The sequence below is a fragment of the Inquilinus sp. genome (assembly GCF_039594555.1).
GTDB lineage: Bacteria > Pseudomonadota > Alphaproteobacteria > DSM-16000 > Inquilinaceae > Inquilinus.
The window spans coordinates 1-5,923 of sequence record NZ_JBCNNF010000423.1 but is presented as its reverse complement, the minus strand read 5'-3'; the positions used below and the strand labels follow the sequence as shown (position 1 = coordinate 5,923).

Annotated in this window: 3 protein-coding genes; all 3 read right to left on the bottom strand. The window is 73.3% G+C overall.

Annotated elements, in window-relative coordinates; all coding sequences use genetic code 11:
* Positions 1-254 precede the first annotated feature (254 nt).
* On the bottom strand, positions 255-1,700 hold the full coding sequence (locus ABDW35_RS30560; protein WP_343717615.1) for an alpha/beta fold hydrolase: 1,446 nt from the start codon (positions 1,698-1,700) through the stop codon (positions 255-257).
* A 116-nt stretch (positions 1,701-1,816) separates the two neighbouring features.
* Positions 1,817-2,950 carry an NAD(P)-dependent oxidoreductase gene (locus tag ABDW35_RS30555; protein ID WP_343717614.1) on the bottom strand — a complete coding sequence of 378 codons (1,134 nt, stop codon included), beginning with the start codon at positions 2,948-2,950 and terminating at the stop codon, positions 1,817-1,819.
* Positions 2,925-5,570 (bottom strand): molybdopterin-dependent oxidoreductase, encoded by a 2,646-nt coding sequence (locus ABDW35_RS30550; protein ID WP_343717613.1) that lies wholly within the window; start codon positions 5,568-5,570, stop codon positions 2,925-2,927. The genes ABDW35_RS30555 and ABDW35_RS30550 overlap by 26 nt, the downstream gene beginning before the upstream one ends.
* Positions 5,571-5,923 lie beyond the last annotated feature (353 nt).

Here is a 5,923-nt window from a genome sequence, read left to right as displayed (position 1 = left end):
AGCATTCGTTTCCTTATTGTCATTGCCGGGCTTGACCCGGCAATCCAGGGGCCACCGAGAGCGGCTCTTGAAAGCCCCTGGATCCTCGGGTCAAGCCCGAGGATGACAATAAAGAGAATGCAGGTCTGGGTTGAGCCCGCCTTGGCTGCGTTCCTCCTCAGCCGAAGACCCGTCGGTCAACCAGGGCGTGAAACGAAATCACAAACCACTGGTCAGTCGTCTCGCTCCGCCTCTGAAGCGGCCCGACCTCTGCCTCACCCATTCACCAGGAAGCGCAGCGGGTCGGGTTCGACCTGGCAGGCATCGACCGGCTGGCGGTCCGGCGCGTCCAGGAACTTGCCCGTCAGCGTCTCCGCACAGGGGTCGCTGCCGATCAGGCCGTGGCCCTGGTTCTGCCGCTCGACCAGGAAGGCGTTCGGCAGGTGCGACGCGGTGGCGCGGGCCCAGGTCGCCGGCGTCACCGGGTCCAGCCCGCCGGACAGGATCAGCGCCGGGACATCGCTGTCGACCGGCTGCGAGCCGAGGTCGTCCGCCGTCGCGGCGCCCGGCCAGGCCGGGCAGGTCGACCCCGTGGCGTCGCGCAGGTCGCCGGCGTCCGGCGCCAGGCATTCCACCAGGTCGTAGGCGGCGTTGGCGATGGTCGGGTCCAGCAGGCCGGCCAGCCATTGCTGGACCGCGTCCTCATAGGCCTCGTCGCGATCGGCGTCGATGCCGGCGATCAGCGCCGGCAGGGTGGCGGCGTCGTCGCGGGAATAGAGGTCGTTGAACACCACCTCGGACAGCAGGCCGCCGGTGAACATCAGCTCGGCCTCGCCGCCGCCGTCCGGCCGGGCCACGGTGACGGTCGGCGGCTCGTCGTCCAGCCGCTCCAGCAGGGTGCGGTAGCGCGCCGCGAGGTCGGGATAGGCGGCGTTGCAGTCGGCATCGGCGGCGCAGGCGGCGAAGACGCGCTGCAGCGACCGGTCGCCGTCCGGGTCGCTCTCCTCCGACGCGGTGAACAGGCTCTTGCCGGGCGGGTAGACGCCGTCGAGGATCATCGCGGCGATGCCGTCGGGGTAGCGCCGCAGCGTCTCCAGCGCCAGCCGCGTGCCGTAGGAGGACCCGAACAGAACCCATTTGTCGATGCCCAGCGCCAGGCGCAGATCGGCCACGTCGCGGGCGCTGTCGGGCGTGGTGTAGCGGGTCAGGTCGTGGCCCTCGGCCTCCCAGCGGGTGCGGCAGGCGCCGGCGGCATCGATCGACGCGGCGGCATTGCCGCCGTCGCCCTCCGGGCCGTTGGCATGGATCTGGGCCTCGACCATCTCCGGGCAGGTCAGGTTCGGCTGCGACCGGCCCATGCCGCGCTGGTCGTACAGCACCAGCTTGCGGGTCTGCAGCCAGTCGTTGCGCGCGATCAGCTGCCACCAGCGGGCGATGCCGTCGGGGTCCAGCCCCGCCGCCCCGCCCGGGCCGCCCTCGAGATACAGGACCGGCGGCGCATCGCCCAGCTTGTCCGGCGTGGACAGGATGGCGACCGCCAGGGTGACGGTGGCGCCGTCCGGCTTGTCCCGGTTCTCCGGCACGGTGACGGTGCCGCAGGTGGCGGCCCGCCCGTCCGGCACGGTGAAGCCGCAGCTCGCGGCCTGGAATTCGGGCGAAGCCAGGGCCGGGGCGGCACCGGCCAGGGTCAGGGCTGCGATCAGGATCAGGGTACGGGTCATCATCGGCATTCGCGGGACGGCAGCGCACCAAATTAGGCAAGCGGACGAGGCGGCGCCATGCGGCAAGAGTGACGCCCATCCTGCCGCCGGATTGCGGCGCCGCCGCGGCCGGCCCGCTACTCCGCCGCCAGCAGCGCGGTTCCCTGCGGAACAGCTTTCGCCGCCAGCTGCACCACCTGCAGGCCCTGCCTCATCGCATCCTCAAGGGCGGCGGCTTCGGCCGGCGTGCGCACCGGTCCCCGGCGCGGCGCGTCACGGCGGACGTGGTCCAGCACGGCAGGATCGACGCCGTCCCCGACCAGCAGCAGGTCGGCCCGGCGCAGCGCCGCCACCTGGCGCAGGGTCAGATCCTGCTCGCCGCCCGGACCGATCGCGATCCTGGTCAGCGATCCGGCGGCGTGGCGGTCCGTGGCCACCCGGTCCAGCAGGTCCAGCGCCGCCGTCCGGTCGGCCGCGCCGTCGCGATACAGGCGGCGCCAGAAGGCCAGGCGGCGGGCCGGGTCGGCGATGCGGCGGCGGATCTCGTCGCGCAGCGTGGCGGACAGGGCGGCGAGGCAGCCGAAACCGGGCGGGACCAGCGCCTCCAGCTCCTGCCGGATCAGCCCGGCCAAAGCGGGCGCCGCGCCGCCGGTCGAGATCGCGACCACGACGGGCGACCGGTCGAGGATCGCCGGCAGGATGAAATCGCACAGCGCCGGCCGGTCGACCACGTTCAGCGGCACGCCCGTCGCGCGGGCGAGGGCGGCGCTGCGGGCGTTTGTGTCGGGATCGCCCGAGGCGTCGATCACCAGGCAGGCCCCGGCGAGATGATCGGCGATCAGAGGGCCGGGGAGGGTCTCGGCCGCCGTCTCGGCGAAGACGGGACCGGCGCCGACCAGGCGGACCGCGGCTCCGGCCCGGCGCAGCAACTCGAATTTCGGCGCCGTCGCCTCGCCGCCGCCGACCAGCACGCAGACCCGGCCGCGCACGGTCAGGAAGACAGGGAGATGGGGCAGGGGGGCCTGATGGACCGCCCGCCGGCTTTCTCCTAGTCCCCCCTCCCCTTGCGGGAGGGGGGTAGGGGGAGGGGGTTCGTGCCGACTGAACCGGCCACCCCCATCGGCGGGCCAACCCTTGTCGAAGGAGAGCGGGTCCGCATTCGCGCGCGGACGCGCGCAGACCCCTCCCCCTGGCCCCCTCCCGCAAGGGGAGGGGGGACTAAAATGGGAAGCGGAATTGGCTGCTTCAGCCTGCTGCGGGAACGGCGGCATGGGCGACGATCTCCTTCAGCTCCGGCACGCAGGAGCCGCAATTGGTGCCGGCGCCGAGCAGCGCGCCGAGCTCCTTGACCCCGATGCCCTGTCCGTTCCGCCCCCCGCCTTCCCGCAGGGTGCGCAGGATCCGCTCCAGCCCGACGCCGAGGCAGGCGCAGACGATGCGGCCCTCGACCGGGGCGCCGGCCGGGGCGCGGCCGGATAGCAGGGCGCGGCGGTCGGCCTCGTCCAGCGCCGGCGTCTCGGCGGCGAAGCGGGCCAGCAGCCATTCCGGGTCGGGCAGCTTGCCGGGCGGGGCGACGAACAGGCATTCGGCCAAGTGGCCCTCCTCCAGCGTGGCCAGGCGGAACAGGCCGCGTTTAGGGTCGGCGAACTCGATCACCTGCCGGTCCCGGAGCGGCGCCAGCAGCGATCGGCCGAGGATGATGCCGTCGGCCGGCGGCTCCGGCCCGCCGAGGGCATAGATCTGGCAGCCGGCGGCGGCGCGGCGGGTCCAGTAGACCAGGCCGGTCGGCCGCATCCGCCGGCGCGACACCAGGAATCCCTCCCAGCCCAACGCCACCCGCTCCAGCGCCACCGGCGTGTGCTTCAGCTCCGGCTGGCCGGAGACCGGATCGACCGCCGGGTTGGCGATCCGGCCGGCGACGCAGTCGGCGGTGAAGCGGTCGTTCCAGTGCATCGCCAGGAAGGCCTGGCCCGGCGCCTGGTCGGGCGTGATCCGGACCCGGGCCAAAGCGCGGCCCCAACCGCTCTTCAGCCGCGCCAAGTCGCCCTCGGCCAGGCCGTGGCGGCCGGCATCGTCGGGATGCAGCTCGACCGCCGGCTCCGGGCTGTTGGCGGCCAGGCGCGGCACCGCGCCGGTGCGGGTCATGGTGTGCCACTGGTCGCGCAGCCGGCCGGTGTTCAAGAGCATCGGCCGGTCGCGATCAGGGCGATGGGCCGGCGGGCGGTGCCGCACCGGCACGAAGCGGGCGCGGCCGTCCGGCGTCGGGAAGCCGCCCTCGGCGAACAGCCGTGCCGTGCCCAGCCGCCGGTCCCCAGTCGAAGGAATGGCCGGCACCGGCCACTGCACCGACTCCAGCGCGTCATAGGCCTCGCGGTCCAGCGCCGCCAGGGCACCGATGTCGAAGGCGCGCTCGCCCCGGTTCTCGAAGGCGGAGAGGGCGGCGTGCTCGCGGAAGATCGCGGCCGGGTCCTCGTAAGGGAAGGCGTCGGCGAAGCCCATGCGGCGGGCGACCTGGGTGACGATCCACCAATCCGGCCGGGCCTGGCCGGGCAGGGGGTGGAAGCGGCGCTGGCGCGAGATCCGGCGCTCGGAATTGGTGACGGTGCCGTCCTTCTCGCCCCAGCCGGCGGCGGGCAGCAGCACATCGGCCAGGCGGGCGGTGTCGGTCTCGGCGGTGACGTCGGAGACCACGACCAGCTCGCAGCCGCGCAGGCCGCGGCGCAGCCGCTCGGCATCCGGCGCGCTGACTGCCGGGTTGGTCGCCATGATCCACAGCGCCTTGATCCGGCCGGCGGCAACGGCGTCGAACAGCTCCACCGCCTTCAGCCCCGGCCGCTCGGCCAGGCGCGGCGCCTGCCAGAAGCGGCGCAGCCGGTCGCGCGCCGCCAGGTCCTCGAAGCCCATATGGGCGGCCAGCTGGTTGGCCAGGCCGCCGACCTCGCGCCCGCCCATGGCGTTGGGCTGGCCGGTGACGGAGAAGGGCCCTGCACCCGGCCGGCCGATCCGGCCGGTGGCGAGGTGGCAGTTGATGATGGCGTTGACCTTGTCGGTGCCCTGGGTCGACTGGTTCACGCCCTGCGAATAGATCGTCAGCGTCGCCGGGGTGTGGGCGAACCAGGCATAGAAGCGCCGCACCGCCTCCTCCGGCAGGCGGCAGCCGGCGGCGACGGTGGCGATGTCCGGGGCATCCTCGGCCGCGGCGACGGCCGCCTCCTCGAAGCCGCTCGCATGGGCGGCGATCCAGTTGCGGTCCAGCGCGCCGGTCCGCACCAGATGGGCGAGCAGGCCGTTGAACAGCAGCACGTCGGTGCCGGGCGCGATGGCCAGGTGCAGGTCGGCCTCGTCGCAGGTGGCGGTGCGGCGCGGGTCGATCACCACGATCCGGGTGCCGCGCTTCTCCCGCGCGGCCAGCAGCCTGCGGTGCAGGATCGGGTGGCACCAGGCGGCGTTGGAGCCGACATAGATCGCGAGGTCCGCCTGCTCCCAATCCTCGTAGCAGCCCGGCACCACATCGCCGCCGAAGGCGCGGCGGTGGCCGGCGACGGAGGAGGCCATGCACAGACGGGAATTGGTGTCAATGTTGCCGGAGCCGATGAAGCCCTTCATCAGCTTGTTGGCGACGTAGTAGTCCTCGGTCAGCAGCTGGCCGGAGACGTAGAAGGCGACGGAGTCCGACCCATATTTCTCGATGGCGTCGGTGAAGCCGGCGGCAACCCGGTCCAGCGCCTCGTCCCAACTCGCGGCCCGGCCGCCGATCATCGGGTCGAGCAGGCGGCCCTCCAGCCCCAGCGTCTCGCCCAGCGCCCCGCCCTTGGAGCACAGCCGCCCGAAATTCGCCGGATGGATCGGGTCGCCGGAGACAACGGGATTGGCTAGTGCCAGCCCCCTCACCCTCCCGCCGCCTTCGGCGTCGGGCCCCTCCCTCTCCCCGAGGAGAGGGGAATCGGAGCCCCGCCCCCCTTTACCTCTCCTTGGGGAGAGGTCGGAATCGCGAAGCGATTCCGGGTGAGGGGGCGGCTCCGGCCTCTCCCATCCAGCTCCCCCCGACACGGCGACGCCGCAGCCGACGCCGCAATAGGGGCAGGTGGTGCGCACCTCAGCCATTCGCCACCAGCCGGGGCGCCGGCAGGCCGAGGCGGATGCGGCCGGCCTGCAGCTCGACCGCAATGCGGTGGACGCAGCCCTCGTCCGGCCCCTCGACCGACCCGGTCTCCAGGCTGATCACCCAGGCGTGCAGCGGGCAG